Source organism: Franconibacter pulveris (genome assembly GCF_056780215.1).
In genome coordinates, this window is the sequence record NZ_CM165555.1 from 3,261,655 (window position 1) to 3,281,643 (window position 19,989).

18 protein-coding genes are annotated in these 19,989 nt (G+C 59.4%); 4 read left to right on the forward strand and 14 right to left on the reverse strand.

Features of this window, described 5'->3' with window-relative positions; all coding sequences use genetic code 11:
• The first annotated feature begins 113 nt into the window (after nt 1–113).
• A complete protein-coding gene (gene nrdB, locus ACU4F7_RS15400) occupies nt 114–1,244 on the forward strand; it encodes a class Ia ribonucleoside-diphosphate reductase subunit beta (protein ID WP_481637281.1) in 1,131 nt (376 codons plus the stop codon).
• A 1-nt stretch (nt 1,245) separates the two neighbouring features.
• Nucleotides 1,246–1,500 carry a class I ribonucleotide reductase maintenance protein YfaE gene (yfaE, locus tag ACU4F7_RS15405; RefSeq protein WP_024556248.1) on the forward strand — a complete coding sequence of 85 codons (255 nt, stop codon included), beginning with the start codon at nt 1,246–1,248 and terminating at the stop codon, nt 1,498–1,500.
• Between the two features lie 38 nt (nt 1,501–1,538).
• On the opposite strand, the gene glpQ is transcribed toward yfaE, so the two are convergent.
• The 4 genes from glpQ to ACU4F7_RS15425 all read right to left on the reverse strand — a co-directional run bounded on the left by glpQ (nt 1,539) and on the right by ACU4F7_RS15425 (nt 6,140).
• A complete protein-coding gene (glpQ, locus tag ACU4F7_RS15410) occupies nt 1,539–2,597 on the reverse strand; it encodes a glycerophosphodiester phosphodiesterase (protein ID WP_481637282.1) in 1,059 nt (352 codons plus the stop codon).
• Nucleotides 2,598–2,606: 9 nt separating this feature from the next.
• Nucleotides 2,607–3,959 (reverse strand): glycerol-3-phosphate transporter, encoded by a 1,353-nt coding sequence (glpT, locus tag ACU4F7_RS15415; protein WP_481637283.1) that lies wholly within the window; start codon nt 3,957–3,959, stop codon nt 2,607–2,609.
• 349 nt (nt 3,960–4,308) lie between these two features.
• Nucleotides 4,309–5,505 carry a nicotinamide mononucleotide deamidase-related protein YfaY gene (locus tag ACU4F7_RS15420; RefSeq protein WP_481637284.1) on the reverse strand — a complete coding sequence of 399 codons (1,197 nt, stop codon included), beginning with the start codon at nt 5,503–5,505 and terminating at the stop codon, nt 4,309–4,311.
• Nucleotides 5,506–5,597: 92 nt separating this feature from the next.
• Nucleotides 5,598–6,140, reverse strand: coding sequence for a YfaZ family outer membrane protein (locus tag ACU4F7_RS15425; protein ID WP_029593431.1), 543 nt, complete (start codon nt 6,138–6,140; stop codon nt 5,598–5,600).
• A 278-nt stretch (nt 6,141–6,418) separates the two neighbouring features.
• Between ACU4F7_RS15425 and ACU4F7_RS15430 the strand changes: the two genes are divergently transcribed.
• Complete coding sequence (locus tag ACU4F7_RS15430) at nt 6,419–7,867, forward strand: catalase (protein WP_029593432.1); 1,449 nt, start codon at nt 6,419–6,421, stop codon at nt 7,865–7,867.
• Between the two features lie 18 nt (nt 7,868–7,885).
• Here the strand turns inward: ACU4F7_RS15430 and menE are convergent, their stop codons facing one another.
• The 8 genes from menE to ACU4F7_RS15470 all read right to left on the reverse strand — a co-directional run bounded on the left by menE (nt 7,886) and on the right by ACU4F7_RS15470 (nt 15,843).
• Entirely contained in the window at nt 7,886–9,265 is a 1,380-nt protein-coding gene (gene menE / locus ACU4F7_RS15435) for an o-succinylbenzoate--CoA ligase (RefSeq protein WP_481637285.1), read from the reverse strand.
• Entirely contained in the window at nt 9,262–10,227 is a 966-nt protein-coding gene (menC, locus tag ACU4F7_RS15440; protein WP_481637286.1) for an o-succinylbenzoate synthase, read from the reverse strand. The genes menE and menC overlap by 4 nt, the downstream gene beginning before the upstream one ends.
• Nucleotides 10,227–11,084: a 1,4-dihydroxy-2-naphthoyl-CoA synthase gene (gene menB / locus ACU4F7_RS15445; protein WP_029593435.1), complete on the reverse strand. Its 858-nt coding sequence runs from the start codon at nt 11,082–11,084 to the stop codon at nt 10,227–10,229. The genes menC and menB overlap by 1 nt, the downstream gene beginning before the upstream one ends.
• Nucleotides 11,081–11,863, reverse strand: a complete 783-nt coding sequence (gene menH, locus ACU4F7_RS15450) for a 2-succinyl-6-hydroxy-2,4-cyclohexadiene-1-carboxylate synthase (RefSeq protein ID WP_481637287.1) — start codon at nt 11,861–11,863, stop codon at nt 11,081–11,083. The genes menB and menH overlap by 4 nt, the downstream gene beginning before the upstream one ends.
• The gene (gene menD / locus ACU4F7_RS15455) at nt 11,860–13,530 is read right to left on the reverse strand and encodes a 2-succinyl-5-enolpyruvyl-6-hydroxy-3-cyclohexene-1-carboxylic-acid synthase (protein WP_481637288.1); all 1,671 of its coding nucleotides are present in this window, start codon (nt 13,528–13,530) and stop codon (nt 11,860–11,862) included. The genes menH and menD overlap by 4 nt, the downstream gene beginning before the upstream one ends.
• 82 nt (nt 13,531–13,612) lie before the next feature.
• Complete coding sequence (menF, locus tag ACU4F7_RS15460) at nt 13,613–14,902, reverse strand: isochorismate synthase MenF (RefSeq protein WP_029593438.1); 1,290 nt, start codon at nt 14,900–14,902, stop codon at nt 13,613–13,615.
• Nucleotides 14,903–15,014: 112 nt separating this feature from the next.
• Nucleotides 15,015–15,323, reverse strand: coding sequence for a stress response protein ElaB (gene elaB, locus ACU4F7_RS15465; RefSeq protein WP_024556236.1), 309 nt, complete (start codon nt 15,321–15,323; stop codon nt 15,015–15,017).
• 70 nt (nt 15,324–15,393) lie between these two features.
• Nucleotides 15,394–15,843: a GNAT family N-acetyltransferase gene (locus ACU4F7_RS15470; protein WP_481637289.1), complete on the reverse strand. Its 450-nt coding sequence runs from the start codon at nt 15,841–15,843 to the stop codon at nt 15,394–15,396.
• A 73-nt stretch (nt 15,844–15,916) separates the two neighbouring features.
• Here ACU4F7_RS15470 and rnz point away from each other — a divergent pair, with 73 nt between their 5' ends.
• On the forward strand, nt 15,917–16,831 hold the full coding sequence (gene rnz, locus ACU4F7_RS15475; protein ID WP_481637290.1) for a ribonuclease Z: 915 nt from the start codon (nt 15,917–15,919) through the stop codon (nt 16,829–16,831).
• Nucleotides 16,832–16,883: 52 nt separating this feature from the next.
• Here the strand turns inward: rnz and nuoN are convergent, their stop codons facing one another.
• Nucleotides 16,884–18,371, reverse strand: a complete 1,488-nt coding sequence (nuoN, locus tag ACU4F7_RS15480) for an NADH-quinone oxidoreductase subunit NuoN (protein WP_024556234.1) — start codon at nt 18,369–18,371, stop codon at nt 16,884–16,886.
• A gap of 6 nt (nt 18,372–18,377) precedes the next feature.
• Nucleotides 18,378–19,907 (reverse strand): NADH-quinone oxidoreductase subunit M, encoded by a 1,530-nt coding sequence (gene nuoM, locus ACU4F7_RS15485; protein ID WP_481637291.1) that lies wholly within the window; start codon nt 19,905–19,907, stop codon nt 18,378–18,380.
• Nucleotides 19,908–19,989: the final 82 nt, after the last annotated feature.

Genomic DNA, 19,989 nt, shown 5'->3' on the forward strand with positions numbered 1-19,989 from the left:
TCCCGGTGAAGAGGGTTTCTCTTTTCCCCCTCGCCCCTGCGGGGAGAGGGCCGGGGTGAGAGGCGTACTCAAATCGCCTCTTATCAACAAAGCCGTTTCACAGGATTTACGTCATGGCCTACACCACTTTTTCACAGACGAAAAACGACCAGCTTCTTGAACCCATGTTCTTCGGCCAGCCGGTCAACGTAGCGCGCTACGATCAGCAAAAATATGAAATTTTCGAAAAGCTTATCGAAAAGCAGCTTTCGTTCTTCTGGCGTCCGGAAGAGGTGGATGTCTCCCGCGACCGCATCGATTTCCAGGCGCTGCCGGAGCATGAAAAACATATCTTCCTGAGCAACCTGAAGTACCAGACGCTGCTGGACTCCATTCAGGGCCGCAGCCCGAACGTGGCGCTGCTGCCGCTTATCTCCATTCCGGAGCTGGAAACCTGGGTTGAAACCTGGGCCTTTTCCGAGACTATTCACTCGCGCTCTTATACGCACATCATCCGCAACATCGTGAACGACCCGGCGCTGGTGTTTGACGATATCGTCACCAACGAGCAGATCTTAAAGCGCGCCGAAGGCATCTCTCATTACTATGATGACCTGATCGAGCTGACCAGCTACTGGCATCTGCTGGGCGAAGGCACTCACAGCGTGAACGGCAAAACCGTTACCGTGAACCTGCACGAGCTGAAGAAGAAGCTCTATCTGTGCCTGATGAGCGTGAACGCGCTGGAAGCGATTCGCTTCTACGTCAGCTTCGCCTGCTCCTTCGCTTTCGCCGAGCGCGAACTGATGGAAGGCAACGCCAAAATCATTCGTCTGATCGCCCGCGACGAAGCGCTGCACCTCACCGGCACCCAGCATATGCTGAACCTGATGCGCAGCGGCGAAGATGACCCCGAGATGGCGCAGATAGCCGAAGAGTGCAAACAGGAGTGTTACGACCTGTTCGTGCTGGCGACGCAGCAGGAAAAAGAGTGGGCGGAATACCTGTTCCAGGGCGGCTCAATGATCGGCCTGAACAAAGATATCCTCTGCCAGTATGTTGAGTACATTACGAACATTCGCATGCAGGCGGTGGGTCTGGATCTGCCGTTTAAGACCCGCTCTAACCCGATCCCGTGGATCAACACCTGGCTGGTTTCCGATAACGTGCAGGTGGCGCCGCAGGAAGTGGAAGTGAGCTCTTACCTGGTCGGCCAGATCGATTCTGAAATCGACCACGACGATCTCAGCAGCTTCCAGCTCTGATATGTGCCGCGTTACGCTTCGCCTCACCGGTTCACAGCTTGAGTGCGACGAGGAGCATCCTTCGCTGCTTATCGCGCTCGAATCGCACAAGGTGGCGGTGGAATACCAGTGCCGCGAAGGCTACTGCGGCTCATGCCGCACGAAGCTGGTTACAGGCCAGGTCACCTGGCTTACCGAGCCGCTGGCGTTTATTCAGCCAGGCGAAATTCTCCCCTGCTGCTGCAAAGCGCAGGGGGACATAGAAATAGAGATGTAATCTCGTACAGAAAAGCAAAAGGGGCCGTAGCCCCTTTTTTATTGGTTTTTGTGCAGGTACTGCACCGCTTTGTCCGGGAAGTCGGTAAACACCCCTTCCACATCGGCCTGGCGGTAAAGCACCTCATAAAGCTGATTCACATCGCTGACGTAGTCCGGAAGCTTATCGGCGCGTACAGTGTAAGGATGAACAGGCAAGCGGCTGGCGTGCGCTTCCTGCGCCATCGCCGTGAGCTTCACGTTCCCTTTCGTCGACCCTGGCGCCACCAGCATGTGGTAATCAGGGCCAATGCCGTCGGCATATTTCGCAATCTCTTTCATCGCGCCAGGTTTGAACATCCAGTCGTAGCTGTAGTTAACCCAGGTGCCGTCTGGCTGCTTCTGCTGGGTTTCGTTCCAGTCGGTGTACGCGATAAGCTGCACCAGCTTCAGATCCATCCCCATCTTCGGCTCAAGCTCGGTTTTAATGCGCTTAAGCTCGTTCGCGTCGAAGCATTGCAGGTAAACGGCATCCCGCTTTGCAACATAGCCATACTGCTTCAGCACCCCAAGCACCTTCGCCGCGATATCTTTCCCTTCCTGATGGTGAAACCACGGGGCTTTAATCTCCGGATAGATGCCGATGCGCTTGCCGGTAGCGTGGTTCAGCCCCTGAACGAACTCAATTTCCTCTTCAAAGGTGTGCACGCGGAAATCCGATTTACCCATCGGAAAACGGCCCGGGAAGGTCTGCACCTTTTTGCCGTTTTCGAGATCAAACCCCTCGGTGAATTTCAGGGATTTGATCTCCGCGAGCGTAAAGTCGATGGCGTAATAGCGCCCGTCTTTACGCGCCCGGTCGGGAAAACGTTCCGCCACGTCGGTGACGCGATCCAGATAGTGGTCATGCAGCACCACCAGCTGGTCATCCTTTGTCATCACCAGATCCTGTTCGAGGAAATCCGCCCCCTGGGCATAGGCCATCGCTTTAGCCGGCAACGTATGCTCCGGCAGGTAGCCGCTCGCGCCGCGGTGCGCAATCACGATTTTATCACTCGCCGCCGCGCTCCCGGTCACGGCGCAAAGCACCAGCGTCGCAAGCGTTGTTTTAAGCTTCATCTGTGCCCCTTAAGCGCGTTTTTCTTGCAATTCCTGATGGCGTTTACGCTCGCCTATCATGACAACCACCAGCAGCAGTACGGCGAGAATGCTGCCGCCCACCATCACCATAAAGCCGCCATCCCAGCCGAAGAAATCAACGGTGTAACCGACAATCGCGCTCGCCGCCACCGAACCGCCGAGGTAGCCGAAGAGGCCGGTAAAGCCCGCCGCCGTGCCCGCCGCTTTTTTCGGCGCCAGCTCCAGCGCGTGCAGGCCAATCAGCATCACCGGGCCGTAAATCAGGAAGCCGATAATTATCATGCAGGCCATATCCACGTTCGGGTTGCCCGGCGGGTTCATCCAGTAAACGACAGTCGCGATAGTAACCAGCGTCATAAAGAAGACGCCGGTCGCCCCGCGGTTGCCTTTAAAGACTTTATCGGACATCCAGCCGCAGAGCAGCGTCCCCGGGATCCCGGCGTATTCATACAGGAAATAGGCCCAGGAAGATTTATCCAGCGCGAAGTGTTTCACCTCTTTCAGGTAAGTCGGTGACCAGTCGAGGATGCCGTAGCGCAGCAGGTAGACAAACACGTTAGCGATAGCGATATACCACAGCAGCTTGTTCGGCAGCACGTACTGCATGAAGATCTGCTTCGCTGTCAGCTCCTGCTCATCTTTTTCGCTGTAGTCGTCCGGGTAGTCGTTTTTGTATTCTTCAATCGGCGGCAGACCGCAGGATTGCGGCGTGTCGCGCATTAAGGAAAAAGCGATAATCGCGACCAGGATAGCGCCAAAAGCAGGCATATAGAGCGCCGCATGCCAGTCGTTAAACCAGGCCATGCCGAGCAGGAACAGCAGCGGCGGAATGCCGCCGCCCACGTTATGGGCGCAGTTCCAGACCGAAACAATACCGCCGCGCTCCTTCTGCGACCACCAGTGCACCATGGTGCGCCCGCACGGCGGCCACCCCATTCCCTGGAACCAGCCGCAAAGAAACAGCAGCACAAACATCACCATGATGCTGGAGGTCGCCCAGGGCACGAAGCCCATAAACAACATCACCGCCGCCGCCAGAATAAGCCCGGCCGGCAGGAAAACGCGCGGGTTTGACCGGTCCGAGACCGAACCCATGATGAACTTCGAAAAACCATAAGCAATGGAAATACCGGAAAGCGCAAACCCGAGGTCGCCGCGGGAAAAGCCCTGCTCTACCAGGTAAGGCATGGCAAGCGCGAAGTTTTTGCGCACCAGATAATAGGCTGCGTAACCAAAAAAAATCCCCATGAAGATCTGCCAGCGCAGGCGGCGATAAACGGGATCGACACGATCCGCGGGAAGCCGCGCCTGATGGGCGGCGGGTCTGAAAATACTTAGCATTACATTCTCCTGGCAGGTATTGATCTGCGGACACGAAGTCATTTGCGCCGCTTATGTTTGTTTTCGCGCAGGAGAATACGGGAGCTTTGTCATAATTGCTGTGAAACATCGCACATATTGTTACAGTTTTATGACAAACGAAGATTTTTTGCCTTTTTCATGTTCTTTTATTTTCGCTTGATGGTCGAATACGCTCGCTAAGCAACATAAAAATTTAGGTTTGTGATTCTGATCGGCAAAACATGAAAAGCGCTGTAATGCGTGAGGGCATGCTGGCGGGGAGGAGAATAACGCAACGTCACGCAGCAGGCTTCCGCCCGCTGCGTTTTACGAGGGTAGGCCAGAGGCTTTACTGGCTGAAGGCTTCCACCACCTGCACCCAGCCATGCTCTGAAGTAACAGGCGCGTCGTTGAGCCAGCGGCGCAGCATGTTCAGCGCCATCATGGCGCAGACTTCCTGACGAGTGCGCAGCTCATGGCGGTTAGCGCTGAATTTAAGGCGCACCGCATGCAGTCCGACCGGCGTGCACAGCACAATATTTAATTGCTCGTCGCGCATGGCGCCCACCACCAGCGTCAGCTCGCTGCCCGCCTTCTGCACCAGCGCCGCAGCCCGCTGCGCGGCTTCCTGCAGCGTTTCATCGCGGTCCGTCAGCACTTCGCTGTCGAGCAGCGGCGCGCCCGCAGAACGCAGTTGCAGCGCCAGCAGCCCGGCAGTGAACTGTTCGCTGAGCGACAGACGCAGCGGTTTTTCCTGCAAGCGGCGGGCAAGCTGGGCTGGCAGCCCTTCCGTTCCTTCGAAAATCAGGCTTTCTCCCGCCACCTCGCGAACCTTCGGCCATACCGCTTCCATCGCCTCGCGCGCCTTCGCAGGGCCGGTCAGTTTCAGTTCGATAATCGGCATAGAGGAGCGGTAGCCCATCACCACATCCGGCGGCAGCGTAAGCGAGTCAAGGCTCTGCGCGAGATCGCTTTCCGAGCGGCCAAAGGTCGTGAGGCGCAGGCAAACCGGCGGGTCGACTTGCGGGAAGCGCTGACGCAGGCGCGGCACTATCTGCTGCTGAACCATCTGGCGAAACTCCGAAGGCACCCCAGGCGTGAAGAAAATGACCGCGCGGTTAAGCGTCAAGGCGAAACCGCAGGCGGTGCCGACGGGATTGTCCACCATCTCGCTGCCTGCCGGGATCATCGCCTGTTTGCGGTTGCTCGGGGCCATCACGCGCCCGCGGGAGGAGAAAAACTGCTCCATATGCGCGAGCCACTCTTCATGCAGCTCCAGCTCGACGCCCGCCGCTTTCGCTGCGGCTTCGGCGCTGAGATCGTCGCTGGTCGGCCCGAGACCGCCGTTCACAATCACGATGTCCGCCTGCTGGCTGCGCTCCTGCAAAATGGCCGTCAGCGCCTCAAGTTTGTCGCCCACCGTGTTGCGGCGGGTCATGGGAAAGCCGTTCTCAAAGAGGTAATCCGCAAGCCATGCGGCGTTGGTATCGACTATCTGACCGTGCAGCACTTCGTCGCCCGTCGAGAGCATTTCTACTTTCAGCATTATTTTCTCCACACAAAGGGAACGCTTCACTATAGCGCAAGCGGGCGGGAGAAAGGGGAATAAAAGGCGCGACGGACGCCGCGCCTGGAGGATCAGAAGGCTGCGCTGACGCCGACGTACGGGCCGTCGGCCAGTTTGCTGTCGCGGTCGCCATCTTTACCGCTGACGTTAATGTAGCGGTAGCCCGCTTCGATGCTGAGCGGACGCAGAACAGAGAGGCGCGCGCCGACGTTCGCTTCCTGATAATCATCAATGCTGCTGGAGAGCGAATCCGGAGAGTAGTAGTAATCGCCAAACAGCGAGAAGCTCTGGCCGATCGGCAATTTCACGCCGCCGCCGACTGCCGCCGCGTAACCTTCGCTACCCGCTTTCGGGTTCAGGTAAACGCCTCTTACGCCCGGAGAGAGCATAAACGGCCCCAGCGGCAGATTGAAGTTAAGGCCGAGACCGGCGATATCGCCGTGGTCATCGTTGTGCGCCCAGTTACCGCTCAGCGCAAGGCCGGTGCTTTCGGTGCCGAAGCCGCCGGTAATATTGGTGTAATGCTCGCCCACTTCGCCGCCCACGCTCAGCGCGTTCGCCTGGGAAGCCACGAAGAGCAGTCCGCTCACGCCCGCAATCAGTAATTTTTTCATTCCGTGTATCTCAAATAAGCAAAAAGGATCCCAAAAAAAGCAGCGGCATTGTACCGCTATCCGGCGGGGAAGCAATGTATCAGGGCTTTAGCATTAGTCTGGACGTGTAACCAGGTGAAAATGAATCTTTTTTCTTAACGAAAGGTGGCAAAGATAACTGCAATAGGAACAGCCAGATTGCCCGGGATCAACGATTAATCTAAAAATATCGCCGAGGATAATTCAGCAATCAATAGACAATTACAATCAAAAGACTTACCTGTTCCGGGAGAAAAACGATGAGTAAGAAAGGATTAACCACGGCGTCAGGCGCGCCGGTGGCCCATAACAATAACTCCATGACGGCGGGACGTCGTGGGCCGATGCTGCTGCAGGATGTCTGGTTCCTGGAGAAGCTGGCGCATTTTGATCGCGAAGTGATCCCCGAGCGCCGCATGCACGCGAAAGGTTCCGGCGCCTATGGCACCTTTACCGTAACCCGGGATATTAGCGATTTCACCCGCGCGAAAATCTTCTCGCAGATCGGCAAGAAAACGGATCTGTTTATCCGCTTCTCGACGGTGGCGGGCGAACGCGGCGCGGCCGACGCCGAGCGCGATATTCGCGGCTTTTCCATTAAGTTTTACACCGAAGAGGGGAACTGGGATCTGGTGGGCAACAACACCCCGGTCTTCTACCTGCGCGATCCGCTGAAATTCCCGGATCTCAACCACGTGGTGAAGCGCGACCCGCGCACCAACCTGCGCAATCCGACCTACAAATGGGACTTTTTTTCGCTGCAGCCGGAAACAGTGCACCAGCTGACTATCGATTTCTCCGACCGCGGCCTGCCGCGCTCGTACCGGGAAATGCACGGCTTCGGCAGCCACACCTTTAGCTTTATCAACGCCAATAACGAACGTTTCTGGGTCAAATTCCACCTGCGTTCCGAACAAGGCATTCATAACCTGATGGACGACGACGCGAAGCGCCTGATTGCCGAAGACCGCGAAAGCGCCCAGCGCGACCTGTTCGAGTCCATCGAAAAAGGCGATTTCCCGCGCTGGAAGTTTTACGTGCAGATTATGCCGGAAGCGGAAGCTTCGCAGACGCCGTATAACCCGTTCGACCTGACGAAAGTCTGGCCGCACGCCGACTATCCGCTGATTGAAGTGGGCGTGCTGGAGCTGAACCGCAATCCGGACAACTACTTTGCGGAAGTGGAGCAGGTCGCCATGTCGCCGGCGAACGTTGTGCCGGGCATCGGCTTTTCACCGGACCGCATGCTGCAGGGACGTCTCTTCTCCTATGGCGATGCGCACCGTTATCGCCTTGGGGTAAACCATCATCAGATCCCGGTGAACAAGCCGCGCTGCCCGTTCCACAACTACCATCGCGACGGCGCGATGCGCGTGGACGGCAACAGCGGCAACGGCCCGACCTACGAGCCGAACAGCTTTGGCGTATTCCAGGAGCAGCCGGACTACAGCGAGCCGCCGCTGAGCATTGAAGGCGCGGCGGATCACTGGAACCACCGTGAAGATACCGATTACTTCACCCAGCCGCGCGCGCTGTTCAACCTCATCGGCGAGGAAGAGCGTCAGCGCATGTACAACCGCATCGCGGATGATATCCAGAGCGTGCCGGCGTTTATTCAGGAGCGCCAGATAGGCATTTTCAGCGAAGTTCACCCGGAATATGGCGCGGGCGTGGCGGCCGCGCTGGCGGCGCTGAAAGCGAAGCGCTAAGCGCGCTGACCTCCTCCATTAATGGCTGGGGGAGAGCTCGTTAACCACCCATTCTGAAAGCTGACGGCGGGAGATTTTAATCCCGCCGTTTTTTATGCTCTCAGGCAGCGTGAGCCAGCGCACCGGCTGCTGAAAGCGCGCCAGTTTATCGCGCACCCACGAGGCCAGCGCCTCTGGCGGCGCCCCTTCGTCGCACTCCACCACCGCCACCGGGCGGTGGCCAAACTCTTTATCTTCCAGCGGCACCACGAATGCCTGCCGCACCTGTGGATGCGCGGCGATGACCCGCTCAACCTCTTCCGGCTGAATGCCTTCGCCGCCGCTGAAAAAGAGATTATCCAGACGCCCCAGCACGCGCAGCCTTTCACCAAACCAGGCGCCGCGATCGCGGGTGGCGAACCACCCTTCGCGATTTGTCAGCGGCTGTACGCCGCCTTCGCGCCAGTACCCCGCCGCCATGCTCGCGCCGCGCAGCCAAATCTCGTTGTTGACGATTTTCACTTCCCGTCCTGCCAGAACAAAACCGACGTCGCTCTGCCCGTCCGCTTTTTTCGCGCAGACGGTAGAAGCGAATTCGGTCAGGCCGTAGCCGCACCAGCAGGCGATGCCGCGCTTATGCGCCGCTTCGGTTAACGCCACCGGAATCGCCGCGCCGCCCAGCAGCACCGCTTTAAGAGAGGTAATGGCGCGATTTTCTTCCAGCAGCCGCCATAGCTGAGTAGGCACCAGCGAAGCGTGGGTACAGCCCGCCAGCGCCTGCGCCAGCGGTTGCGATTCGCGCGTCGCAAGGCTCGCCCCCGCCAGCAGCCAGCGCCAGAAAATGCCCTGCCCGGAGACATGGTAGAGCGGCAGAGAGAGCAGCCAGCAGTCGCCGCTGGCAAAGGGAATTTCACCCAGCACCCCGGCGGCGCTGGCAAGGTGCGCACCGGCGCTATGCACCGCCGCCTTCGGCAAGCCTGTCGAGCCGGAAGTGAGCGTCATGGACGCAAAGCGTTCAGCCTGCCAGCCAACCGCATGCGCAGCGGCAGCCTCTTCGCGCATGGCAAGCAGCGGCAGGCCCGGCGGCGGCGAAGCGTCGCCGCAAACCAGCGCGTAGTCCAGAGAGAGCGCAGGCAACAGTTGCGCGAGCATAGGCGCGGGGAGTTGCGGGTTAAGCGGCAAGACCCGCACGCCGCACTGCAACAGCGCAAGCCAGGCGAAGAGCGCTTGCGGACTGTTTTTAGCGCACAATGCTACGCCCGCGCCTTCTCTGACGCCTTGCTGATGAAAGCCCGCCGCCAGCGCGTCGACACGCTCGCCTAATTGACGCCAGGTAAAGCGCTCCTGGGCTGTGCGCAGGGCTATCGCTTCCCCGCGCTCTGCTCGCCAGTGGCGCCACGGCCATGTGGTGAAGATCATACCAGCGGCTCCAGATTTTCCACCGGCCAGCAAGGCAGCGCGCTGCCCGGCCATTCGCGCACCAGTTGCGCCTGCATTAAAGAGAGCGTATCCAGCCCCGGTACGGTCATCGGCGTGAGCCAGCCGGCCAGGCGCGCCAGCTGCGTTAACCCGAGACTCGATTCAATAGAAGAGCTGATCACCGCCTCAAGCCCCAGCGCATGCGCCTGAGCGATTTGCTCGCGCACTTTATCGAGGCTTCCGGTCAGCGTGGGTTTGATAACCACCGCGCGCAGGCCGGGTTCGGCGTCAAAAGTAAAATCCGCTTCCCGCAGGCTTTCGTCCCAGGCGATGGCAATGCCCGTTTCGCGGGCGAACTCGCGCGACTGCTCGCGGCGCTGGCAGGGTTCTTCGATAAACGCAATGCGGGGGCGGTTCGCCGGGTTGACATATTTTGCGAACTGTCGGGCCTTAAGCGGCGTCCAACTGCGGTTGGCGTCAAGGCGCAGACGCAGGTCGGGCAACGCCTCCAGCAGCAGGTTCACTACCATGCCGTCGCGCACCGCTTCATAAAGCCCGACTTTTACCTTGGCGATTTTCTCGCCCGGCATCGCGGAAAGCGTGGCGAAGAGTTCGTCCGGGTCGCCGCTACACAAGGGCGCAGCGCGGAAATCCGCCGCCAGCGGCAGGTCGCCGTCAAGCTCCGCCAGCGCGCAGCTTACGCCGAAATCGGCGGCTGGCAGACCGGGCAGCGAAACCGCCTGACCGCTGCGCCAGGCTTCAGCCCAGGCAACGGTTGCCGCCTGCGCCTCTTCCAGCGTCTCCAGGCTGAAGCCTGGCAGCGGCGCCACCTCGCCCCACCCTTCGCGCTCGCCTTCGCCAAGGCGAACCAGCAGCCCTTCGCGACATTTCAGCCGCCGTTCGCGCAGCACTACGCCTGCGTCCATCGGCAGCGAATAGCGGTAAACCTGAGCGCGTCGCATTACGGGTTACGCTTAAACTTGCTGAAGTCCGGCTGGCGCTTCTCGTTGAACGCGTTGCGCCCTTCCTGGCCTTCTTCGGTCATGTAGAACAGCATGGTGGCGTTGCCCGCCAGTTCCTGCAGGCCCGCCTGGCCGTCGCAGTCGGCGTTGAGCGCCGCTTTCAGGCAGCGCAGCGCCATCGGGCTGTTTTGCAGCATTTCACGACACCAGCGCACCGTCTCTTTTTCCAGCTCCGCCAGCGGCACTACCGTATTCACAAGCCCCATATCCAGCGCCTGCCGCGCGTCGTACTGACGGCAAAGGAACCAGATTTCCCGCGCTTTTTTCTGCCCAACGATGCGCGCCATATAGGAAGCGCCCCAGCCGCCGTCAAAGGAGCCGACTTTAGGTCCGGTCTGGCCGAAGATGGCGTTTTCCGCCGCAATGGTCAGGTCGCACATCATATGCAATACGTGACCGCCGCCGATGGAATAGCCCGCCACCATCGCCACCACTGGCTTCGGGCAGGTGCGGATCTGGCGCTGAAAGTCGAGCACGTTGAGGTGATGCACGCCGGAATCATCCTGATAGCCGCCGTAGTCGCCGCGCACCTTCTGGTCGCCGCCCGCGCAGAACGCTTTTTCCCCTTCGCCGGTGAGAACAATGACGCCGATATTATCGTCATAGCGGGCGTCCGCCAGCGCCTGCAGCATCTCTTTAACGGTGAGCGGGCGAAACGCGTTGCGTACTTCAGGGCGATTAATGGTGATTTTCGCGATGCCGTCGATGGATTTGTGGTAACGAATGTCGCGGTAGCCTTCTGAGCAATCCCGCCATTCAACCGGCGCATAGAGCCGCTGTTCATCAGGGTAAATCATGGTTCTTCCTTAGCATGTTGCAGCAAAATGTCAGTGATGCAGTTCGCCACCGCTTGCGGATTTTCCCGGTGGGCGTTGTGGCCGGCTGCGGCAATGGGGTGGCGCGACGCGGCAAGTTGCGTCGCAAGCGCGCCGAATTTGTTATCTTTTTCACCGTACAGGTAATGAAACGGCAGGCTGAGCTGCGCCAGCGACGCCCGCAGATCGGGCTGGCGGCCAAGCGACGTTGCCTCCAGCATGGCGGCAAGCGCCTGCGGATTATTGCGGCTGCGCAGCGCCACTAACGCGGCGCGCTGTGCTTCGGTGAGCGAGGCGAAAACCGGCTGGCGATACCAGGCGTCCAGCACCAGAGAGAGCGGCTGCTCGCGTAAACGCTGCGCCCAGCGGCCATCCGCTTCGCGCCTCGCTTCCCGCTCAGCGGCGCTTGCCAGGCCGGGATGACCGCCTTCGACAATCACGCCCAGTAACCCGCTTATCTGTGGCTGGCAGGCGTACTGCATTGCTATTCGCCCGCCAAGCGAATAGCCTGCCAGCCAGTATTTTAGGATGTTGTAACTACTTATGGTTTCAGCGAGCCATTCGCTCACCTGCTGGCTATCCTGCGCCGCTATGCGCGACGACTCGCCGTGTCCGGGAAGATCGATAAAAAGATGCGACCAGTGCGGCAGTAGGGTCGCTACAGGCAGCCACTCTTCATGGCTCCCCAAAAAACCGTGCAACCAGACCAGCCAGGGCTGATTTGCAAAAGCGCTCCGCTTAACTTTTGCGTGAAGCTTCATGCCTGGCTTACCTGCGCAACCAGCCGCTGCAGCATTTGCGCCCCTTCGGTGGGCGACACGATAAGTTCAACCACCGTCGCGCCGGGCGTGCGCCACCCCGCCTCCACCGCATCGCACAACGCCTGCCAGCTTTCAGGCCGGGCATAATGAAGCCCGAACATCGCCGCGGCATGCCCGAAGGTGACGTTTTGCGGCATGCAGTAATATTTTTCACGCTCGGCGGCGGGCGTCGGCAGCAGCGAGAAAATCTGGCCGCCGTTATTGTTAACGACAATAAGGACGACAGGCGCAGAAGCCTCACGCAACAGGGCAAGGGAGTTGAGATCGTATAGCGCCGAAAGATCGCCGAGTATGGCAAGCGTCGGGCGCGCGGTGGCGCGCTGAACCCCGGCGGCGGTGGAAATGAGGCCGTCGATGCCGCTCGCGCCACGGTTGCTGAAGACCGGATAGCCCGCCGGAAGCTGTGCAAACGCGTCCACCAGCCGCACCACCAGGCTATTGCCGACAAAAAGCTGGCCCGCCTGCGGCAGCAGCTCCGCTATCCGGTGCGCCAGCTGCGCTTCGCCGAAGGCGTGCGTCGCCTGCGCGACACTCTGACTGGCTTGTTGCGCTATCGCCTTAAGCGCCATAGCCCAGGGGGCGCGTTTCTGCGCGGCGTGAAGCTCAAGCCAGTCGCTGATATTGGCCGTCAGCCTGCGGCCGCGGTGGTGCGCCGGGTCAAGTCGCCCGGGTAGCGAGTCCACCAGCCAGTACTCATCCGGCGTGCAGGCCGCCTGCCACTGCAGCAGCCGTTTACCGGTAAGGCTTGCGCCAAACTGGATAACCAGCTGCGCCTGCGACAGCAGTTCGGTCGCCCGGGGATTGCCCAGCCATAAGTCCGCGCAAGGCAGCGGCTGTCCCGTCTGCGACAGCACGTCGCCAATCAGCGGCCAGCCGAGCGTTTTCGCCCAGGCGGCGACCAGTTCGCCTTCGCTGGCCGAGAGCCTGCCCGCAATAACCACGCCCCGCTTCTGCCGCCAGAAAAACCAGTCGCGCTGTTTGAGGCACGCCTGCCCCTCGCTCACCCGCAGCCAGGGCTGGTCGCTCTGCCACCATTCTCCCAGCGCCTGCTGCCAGGCCAGCCCCGAGTCATCCAGCTCGCCGTAAAGCGGCTCGGCAAACGGGCAATTAATATGCACCGCGCCCGCTTTCACGCCGCTCATCGCGTCATCAAGCGTAGAAACGAGCCAGCGGGCGGGAATATCGGCCGTGGGACGGGGCAACGCGACAGAAACGCCAGGGTGAGAGGCAAAGATATCCTGCTGGCGGATAGCCTGATTCGCGCCGCAGTCGATAAGCTCCGGCGGCCTGTCGGCCGTCAGCATAATGAGTTTTTCACCGGTAAGCCCGGCTTCGATGATGGCCGGATAAAGGTTCGCCACGGCGGTGCCGGACGTCACAATCACCGCTACCGGCTCGCCGCTCCCCTTCGCCAGCCCCAGCGCCAGGTGGCCAAGGCCGCGCTCGTCAAAATGGGTATGGGCGATAAAAGCGCGGTTTTCCGCCGCCGCCAGCGTCAACGGCGTGGAGCGTGAGCCGGGAGCGATGCAGATGTGACGCACGCCGTGGCGCGTCAGCGTCTCAAGAATGACCGCAGCCCAGCGTCGGTTGAAGGAGCTTGTCGACATGATGTTGTCCGGTATCAATTTTGCCCGGTTATTATAAGGATTATGACATCATGTATTTTGATATGAATCGGGATTGTGGCGCTTAGCGGCGCAGCAGCGTATGCAGCCCTGCCGCCTTATTCTCTATCTCCTGCCACTCCTGCTCCGGGTCGGACCCCGATACAATCCCGGCGCCTGCGTAAAGGCGTACCGTGTCGGCCGTCACCTGTGCTGAACGCAACGACACGCAGAACTCAGATTGCTGAAGGGAGAGATACCCTGCTGAACCGGCATACCAGCCGCGCATGAAAGGCTCATGTTCGCCAATAAAGAGCCGCGCCGCTTCGCGCGGCAGCCCCGCGACAGCCGCAGTGGGCTGCAACTGATGCAGACACAGGGCATCGTCCGGCTGAAAGAGCGTGCTCCAGATACAGCGGCGCAGGTGTTGCACCTTGCGCAGGCGCAGCACCTGCGGCGGCAGCACGTCGTAGCCGTCTCCGAGTTTTTCTATACGCTGGCAAATATCCTCCACTACCAGCAAGTTTTCGCGCTGGTTTTTGTCATCGGCCAACAGCAGTTGGCCAAGCGCCCAGGCGCGATGATCGTCGGGATGATTTTCGATAGTGCCCGCCAGCGCCTCGGTTCGCAACGCCCTGTCGATGCGCCGCCAGAGCCGCTCGGGACTGGAGCCGAGAAAGGCGTCCTGCTCGCTGAAAGCCATATAGAAATGGTAGCAGTTGAGGTTAACCCGGCGGCTGGCGGCCATCAGCGCCGCCGCGCAGACGGGCCGGCCAAAACGCAGATCGCTGGCGCGGGCCAGCACCACTTTATCCATCTCCTGCTGATGTATGGCGCGGGTAGCGAGACGAACCCGCTCGCACCAGCCTTCTTTATCGGGAATGTGGCGTTCTTCTACCAGCCGTGAATTAAGCGGCGGCAGCAGTTTGGCTGGCTGAAGCGCGTTCAGGAAAGCGGTCGCCTGGCGGGCATCGTCTTTCAGCGACGTTTCGCTCCAGAGGTGCAGGCAGAGCCAGGCCTGGCCTTCATGTCGTCGCCATTCGAGACGAGAGAGAAACAAGTCGCCTTCGTGAGGATTGAAGGCATTCAGGCCCCAGATGCGCAATTCAGGCTCATCCGCCTGTTGAAGAAAAGCCTGCGCTTGCGGCAAAGAATTGAATCGTTTAAGCGCGCCTAGTGCGGCGGCTTCATCGTTGCCACTGCGCTGCTGCCAGTAGAACTGAGGGAAAAAAGGTTGGTTTGCAAGCCAGGCCAGCGGGTCGCTGGCATCGCTCAGGGTAACAGGCGTACACAAACGGCGCAGACCGGGTTGGTCCGGTAAGGGCGTCGTCAGCTGGTCTGCAAGCCGCCGTAACGCATCTTCTATGGATAACACTACCTACCTCTCCCCCTCCCTTAAAAACCCTGCATTATATGTGGCTGCAGGGCCGAATAAAACGACACACCGCCGCAGCGGTGTGATTTCAGGGCGGCTGGAGCGTAAAGAATTAACGACGGGCCAGCAGAAGACCAAATATCAGGCCTGCGGCAGCGCCAATCCCTACGCCCTGCCAGGGTTTTTCGTGCACGTAGTCATCAGCGCGGTAGACCGCTTTTTTCGCACGATAGTAGTAATTGTCGGAAGCATTACTGACGCGAGCTTTAACATCGTGCAGCGCCTGCTCTGCACGGGCTTTAAGCTCAATATACTTCTGATCGGCTGGGTCGCCCGAGGAGCGTAATACTTCTTCCAGCGTTTCGCTCAGCAGAGTGAGATCATCATCAAGACGCGGTTCATACGGTTGTGAGTCGGACATAACTGTTCTCCGTGTTTTAGTGAATACCCGTCTGCTAACTATAGACAACGCCACGCTTTTTGCGTAACTGCTATTCCATCGCCATGCCGATATGAGGAATGCCGTCTTCGTCATAAATTTCCGTCACCGGACGGAAGCCGAAGCTTGCGTAAAAAGGTTGCAGATGGGCCTGCGCGCCCAGGTATATCGCCCGCTGCGGCCAGTGCCGCCGACAGGAAGCCAGGGCCTGCTCCATCAACTGATAGCCCAGTTTCTCGCCTCTGGCGGCGCGGGAAACAATGACCCGACCAATGGCTACAGGCGCCTCGTCTTCTTCACTTTTCAGAATCCTCGCATAAGCAACCAGCTCGCCGTCGCGCCAGCCCAGCAGATGACGGTTTTCTCCCACCAGGTCATCGCCGTCGATATCGGCATAGACACAATTTTGCTCAACGACGAAAACGTCACAACGCAGTTTCAACAACGCATAAAGGATGGGCACATCGAGTTCGCTGTGGTGCAGGTCTTGCCAGCGGATCATGAAAAGCTCCTTGGTGACAGGGGGTTCATCGCTATACTAAAGGCTTTTATCGCCAGACGGGAGCACCCTTTCTATGGAACTGACTTTTCTGGGCACTTCAGCGGGCGTTCCAACCCGCAACCGCAACGTAACGGCCATGGTGCTTAACCCTCTTCTTGCCAGGCCCGGTTTATGGCTGTTCGACTGCGGCGAAGGCACCCAGCACCAGATGCTGCGCACCGCGTTTAACCCCGGCAGGATCGATAAAATCTTCATTACTCACCTCCACGGCGACCATATTTTCGGTCTGCCAGGGTTGCTGTGCAGCCGCTCAATGGCAGGCAGCGAGGCGCCGCTTACCCTCTATGGTCCAGCGGGCATTAGGGAATTTATTGACATGTCGCTTAAGCTCAGCGGCTCCTGGGCGGGCTTCCCGCTGACCATTCATGAAATCAAAGAAGGGCTGGTGTTTGACGATGGGCACATGAAGGTCAGCGCGGTAGCGCTTTCACATCCCGTCGAGTGTTATGGCTATCGCATTGAAGAACACGACAAACCCGGCAAGCTGGATGCCCAGCGGCTGACTCGCGCAGGGGTTGCGCCAGGCCCGCTCTTCCAGCGCCTCAAACGAGGCGAAACAGTACGGCTGGAAGATGGCCGCGAGATTGACGGACGCGATTACCTGGGCGAACCGCAAAAAGGCAAAAAGCTGGCGATTTTCGGCGATACCGGCCCGACGCCGGGGGCATTGCGGCTGGCACAAGAAGTGGATGTCATGGTGCATGAAACCACGCTTGAGGCGGGCATGGCGGAGAAAGCCAATAGCCGGGGCCACTCCACGACCCATCAGGCGGCGGAACTGGCGCGCGAGGCGCGGGCGCGCAGGCTCATTATGACCCATTTCAGTTCCCGCTATGACGCGGCGGCCTGCCTCCGACTGCTGTCAGAGGCGCGCGCGATTTTTCCGGCAAGCGAACTGGCGGAAGATTTCCTGACTATCACGGTATAACGCCCATAAAAAAACCGCCGACAAGCGGCGGTTTTTTCTTACATCGACAAGCTTATGGCATAACCTGCGCGGCCTGCACGGCGCCCGCCAGCGGCTGCGCCATTTGCACCAGCGTAATCAGCGGCTGCGGCCATACGCCAAGCACCAGCACCACCAGAGCGGAAAGCAGCACCACTACGCCGCCGGCGCTCCACGCCCAGTTGGACGGCGCGTCGCGGTTGAGCTGCTGAGGCGCGCTCAGGTAGAGGCTCACCGCCACACGCAGGTAGTAGTAGAGACCGATTGCGGAACCCACTACCACCGCCGCCGTCAACCACCACAAGCTCGACTGCACGCCCACGGCCAGCACGTAGAACTTACCGATAAAGCCGAGCGTCATCGGAATGCCCGCCAGCGACAGCATCATTACGGTCATGACCGCGGAGAGGATCGGACGGTGCCAGAACAGGCCGCGGTAGGAGTAGAGCGAATCCGCGTCCGGACCACGATACGGGCTGGACATCAGGCTCACCACGCCAAACGCGCCGAGGCTGCTGAACAGGTAACCGGCCAGGTAGACCCCAACGGTTTCCATCGACATCTGGCCGCTTTGCAGCGCAATCAGCGCCACCAGCAGGTAACCCAGGTGAGAAATGGAGGAGTAGCCGAGCAGACGCTTGATGTTGGTCTGGCTCAGCGCCATCAGGTTACCGAAGATGATGGAGATGAAGGCGATAATGCCCAGCACCACGCGCACCGCCTCGCTGTCGCCAACCGGCGCATAGAGGAACAGACGCATCACCACGCCGAAGATAGCGATTTTGCTGGCGGTAGCAAGGAACGTAGAAACCGGCGCAGGCGCGCCCTGGTAAACGTCCGGCGTCCAGAGATGGAACGGCACCAGAGAGAGTTTAAAGCCAAGGCCGACAATCATCAGGCCAAGACCCGCCAGCAGCAGCGGCTCGTGCAGCATGTTGTCCGCCAGGCTCTTGCCGAGGCTGACAAACGACAGGCTGCCGGACTGCGCATACACCAGCGCCATACCAAACAGCAGGAAGGAAGAGGCTGCGGCAGAGAGAATGGTGTACTTGATGGCGGCTTCCAGCGAGCGTTTCTGACGGAAAGCGTAACCAATCAGGCCAAACAGCGGCAGCGAAATAAGCTCAATGCCGAGGAACAGCGAGGCCAGATGGTTAGCGTTGGCCAGCAGAATGCCGCCGAGCGCGGCAATCAGCACCAGCAGGTAAAACTCTTCTTTGTTATCCGGGTAAGTCTGTAACCACGGATAGGCGAAGGTGCAGGTCGCGAGGCTCGCCAGCAACACCAGGCCGGTGTAGAGCATGGCGTAGCCGTCAACCCGCATCAGCGGGGTAACATCCATCGGCCCCACCTGGCCGACAAACCAGAGCGACAGCAGCGCGGCGTTCAGGCCGATGACCGACAGCGTGGCATTCAAAAAGTGGTTGCGTCGCCACGCAATGGAGAGCATCACAACCACTACCGTCAAGCCGACGACGAGCAGCGGTAGCAGCGCGATCAATTGTTGGAGTGATATTGTCATGGCGAATTACGGCCTTGTAGTAGAAACAGAATCAGTAAACCACTGCTGGATATTGCTCATCGCGGAATGCGACGTATCCAGAATCGGCTGCGGATAGAAGCCGAGCAGTACCAGAAGCGCCACCAGCAGCAGAATGATGAACAGCTCGCGCAGCGACATTCCGCGGATCTCCTGACGGGCCGCTTCGCTCTTCGGCTGACCGAAGTAAGCGCGGTGCAGCATCGCCAGTGAATAAACAGAGGCGAAAACCAGGCCGAAGGTGGAGATGACGGTGATCATCGGCACCACGTGGAAGCTGCCGAAGAGGATCATGAATTCGCCGACAAAATTACCGGTGCCTGGCATACCCAGCGTCGCCACGGCGAAGAACATCGACATCGCCGGCAGCCATTTGATCTTGCTCCACAAACCGCCCATCAGACGCATGTCGCGCGTGTGCAGACGCTCATAAAGCTGACCGCAGAGGATGAAGAGGCCGGCTGCGGAAAGACCGTGGGCAATCATCTGGATAACCGCGCCCTGATAAGCCAGCTGGCTGCCGGTATAAATAGCAATCAGCACAAAGCCCATGTGGGAAACGGAGGTGTAAGCGATAAGGCGCTTAATATCGGTCTGCGAGAAAGCCATCCACGCGCCGTAGAAGATGCCGATAACGCCAAGCCACATGGCGATCGGAGCGAACTCCGCCGACGCGTTCGGAAACAGCGGCAGGGAGAAGCGCAGCAGGCCGTAGGCGGCAGTCTTCAGCAAAATGCCCGCGAGGTCGACAGAACCGGCGGTCGGCGCCTGGGAGTGGGCGTCCGGCAGCCAGCCGTGCAGCGGCACTACCGGCATTTTCACCGCAAACGCGATGAAGAAGCCGAGCATCAGCAGCCATTCCACGTTGTGGGACATCGGCGTTTTCAGTAGTTGCTGGTAGTTAAAGGTCCATTCTCCGGTCGCGCTGAAGTGAACAAACACCAGCGCCAGAATAGCGATCAGCATCACCAGACCGCTCGCCTGGGTGTAGATAAAGAACTTGGTGGCGGCGGTAATACGCGTCTTCCCGTCGGAGGCCTTATGGCCCCAGAGCGCAATCAGGAAGTACATCGGCACCAGCATCATTTCCCAGAAGAAGAAGAACAGGAACATATCAATGGCAAGGAAGACGCCGATTACGCCGCCTAAAATCCACATCAGGTTGAGGTGGAAGAAGCCCTGATATTTCTCAATCTCGTTCCAGGAACAGAGCACCGCCAGCACGCCGAGCAGACCGGTCAGCACGACCATCAGCAGGGAGAGCCCATCGATGGCAAGATGGATAGTAATGCCAAAGCGCGGGATCCACGGCAGAACAAATTCTGACTGCCACTGCGGCAACCCTGCCGCCTGCGTCAGTGAATAGCCGCCCTGCAACCAGAGTTGCAGCGAGAGCGCCAGCGTCAGCCCCATGGTAATCAGGGCAATCCAGCGTGGCACCTTGACGCCGAAGCGCTCCGTCTGCCAGCAGAAAAAGCCGCCGATAAAGGGAATCAATATTAGCCAGGGTAATAACATGGCAATCAATATTCCTTGTTAAAGTCCCGGACAGGCTTACTGCCATAGCCGCCTGTCCGCTGGGACCTGATTTTCAACGAAT

What these genes read in the sequence shown, in the direction of transcription:
- nrdB (WP_481637281.1), top strand. Translation starts at nt 114, where the DNA reads ATGGCCTACACCACTTTTTCACAGACGAAAAACGACCAGCTTCTTGAA.
- yfaE (WP_024556248.1), top strand. Translation starts at nt 1,246, where the DNA reads ATGTGCCGCGTTACGCTTCGCCTCACCGGTTCACAGCTTGAGTGCGAC.
- glpQ (WP_481637282.1), bottom strand. Translation starts at nt 2,597, where the DNA reads ATGAAGCTTAAAACAACGCTTGCGACGCTGGTGCTTTGCGCCGTGACC.
- glpT (WP_481637283.1), bottom strand. Translation starts at nt 3,959, where the DNA reads ATGCTAAGTATTTTCAGACCCGCCGCCCATCAGGCGCGGCTTCCCGCG.
- ACU4F7_RS15420 (WP_481637284.1), bottom strand. Translation starts at nt 5,505, where the DNA reads ATGCTGAAAGTAGAAATGCTCTCGACGGGCGACGAAGTGCTGCACGGT.
- ACU4F7_RS15425 (WP_029593431.1), bottom strand. Translation starts at nt 6,140, where the DNA reads ATGAAAAAATTACTGATTGCGGGCGTGAGCGGACTGCTCTTCGTGGCT.
- ACU4F7_RS15430 (WP_029593432.1), top strand. Translation starts at nt 6,419, where the DNA reads ATGAGTAAGAAAGGATTAACCACGGCGTCAGGCGCGCCGGTGGCCCAT.
- menE (WP_481637285.1), bottom strand. Translation starts at nt 9,265, where the DNA reads ATGATCTTCACCACATGGCCGTGGCGCCACTGGCGAGCAGAGCGCGGG.
- menC (WP_481637286.1), bottom strand. Translation starts at nt 10,227, where the DNA reads ATGCGACGCGCTCAGGTTTACCGCTATTCGCTGCCGATGGACGCAGGC.
- menB (WP_029593435.1), bottom strand. Translation starts at nt 11,084, where the DNA reads ATGATTTACCCTGATGAACAGCGGCTCTATGCGCCGGTTGAATGGCGG.
- menH (WP_481637287.1), bottom strand. Translation starts at nt 11,863, where the DNA reads ATGAAGCTTCACGCAAAAGTTAAGCGGAGCGCTTTTGCAAATCAGCCC.
- menD (WP_481637288.1), bottom strand. Translation starts at nt 13,530, where the DNA reads ATGTCGACAAGCTCCTTCAACCGACGCTGGGCTGCGGTCATTCTTGAG.
- elaB (WP_024556236.1), bottom strand. Translation starts at nt 15,323, where the DNA reads ATGTCCGACTCACAACCGTATGAACCGCGTCTTGATGATGATCTCACT.
- ACU4F7_RS15470 (WP_481637289.1), bottom strand. Translation starts at nt 15,843, where the DNA reads ATGATCCGCTGGCAAGACCTGCACCACAGCGAACTCGATGTGCCCATC.
- rnz (WP_481637290.1), top strand. Translation starts at nt 15,917, where the DNA reads ATGGAACTGACTTTTCTGGGCACTTCAGCGGGCGTTCCAACCCGCAAC.
- nuoN (WP_024556234.1), bottom strand. Translation starts at nt 18,371, where the DNA reads ATGACAATATCACTCCAACAATTGATCGCGCTGCTACCGCTGCTCGTC.
- nuoM (WP_481637291.1), bottom strand. Translation starts at nt 19,907, where the DNA reads ATGTTATTACCCTGGCTAATATTGATTCCCTTTATCGGCGGCTTTTTC.